Source organism: Actinomyces israelii DSM 43320 (assembly GCF_000711965.1).
Taxonomy (GTDB): domain Bacteria; phylum Actinomycetota; class Actinomycetes; order Actinomycetales; family Actinomycetaceae; genus Actinomyces; species Actinomyces israelii.
Window position 1 is genome coordinate 1 of record NZ_JONS01000104.1, and the last position, 1,101, is coordinate 1,101.

The 1,101-nt window shown below is 66.1% G+C and carries 1 protein-coding gene; it reads right to left on the reverse strand.

Going from position 1 to position 1,101, the window contains the following annotated elements; genetic code table 11:
• Positions 1–179 precede the first annotated feature (179 nt).
• A complete protein-coding gene (locus tag O145_RS15200; protein ID WP_156966832.1) occupies positions 180–638 on the reverse strand; it encodes a hypothetical protein in 459 nt (152 codons plus the stop codon).
• Positions 639–1,101 lie beyond the last annotated feature (463 nt).

Genomic DNA, 1,101 nt, shown 5'->3' on the forward strand with positions numbered 1-1,101 from the left:
TCGTGGCCGTCGACGACGAGGGCGTCACCCTGCGCAACCCATGGGGCTACAACGACAATGCCGACCCCAACCTGCCTCGGGCTGACAACGACGGCCTGATCCGCATCAGCCGCGCCGACTACGAGAAGTACTTCTCCCACACCACCATCGGCGAGGCGCCCTGAACCCACCAGCCCGACTTATCGCCACCATTCAAGATCAACCCCCGGATCAAGAACGAGGTTGAAGAACGAGTTCGGAGGGGTGCTGGGTCTGGCCTTCGGAGGGCCGATGAAGGGCAAGTCCGGCAGGGTAATGGGGCCGGGGTTAACGGCCAGCAGCGTGAGGGTCCCCAGCCCATCAATATGAACGCTCTCGCCCAGGTGCAGCCTGTAGACCTCCTCCTCGCCCTCGGGATCGTAGTATCTGGGCCTCCAGCGCACCGCCGCCACCCACTCATGGTTCTCAGAGTGCATTCCCGCGGACGACAGGTCCCCGTCTGCCGCCGTATGAATAGAGGGAAGCGAGCCGCCCAGGGCAACATAGTCGCCCCTCTCAATGCCCGCGGGCAGGGGGACGCTGCGCGTCCAGGGACGGGTCCACCACAACCAGCCGCCCGCCCCCGCCGCAGCCACCACCACCACAACCACGAGAGCCACCAGCACACGCACCCACCGCCGAGACCAGGCCCGCCGCACCACTGAGCCACCGGACGACACCCGAACAGGACCGGCCCGCCCGGCCCGGACACCGCCGGCCTCGCCCACCCCGCCGTCATCGACCCCGCTGCCACGCCGCACCATCATCACCCACCCCGCGCACTCGCCAACCAGGAACAACCACCAGCATAACACCCCAGACACCCACACCGGAAGACAAAAGCCGTCGCACGAGCGGGCGCCGGAAGATTTTTCGGACCGTGGTTCATTGTGCCACGCCAGGCGGCCCTGTTATGCCTCTCGACTCGCGGCCGAACTCGCCCTGCGCCATGCATAATCACACACAATCCTCTTCACTCTCAGCCGGGTGGACTGCTGGGCGTGTCTCGGACAGCCCTGAAAGCGGTCTTTCAGGCTGCTTGTCTTACTGCTCGGTGCTCCTGGTCGACCTCGCCCTGCGTCC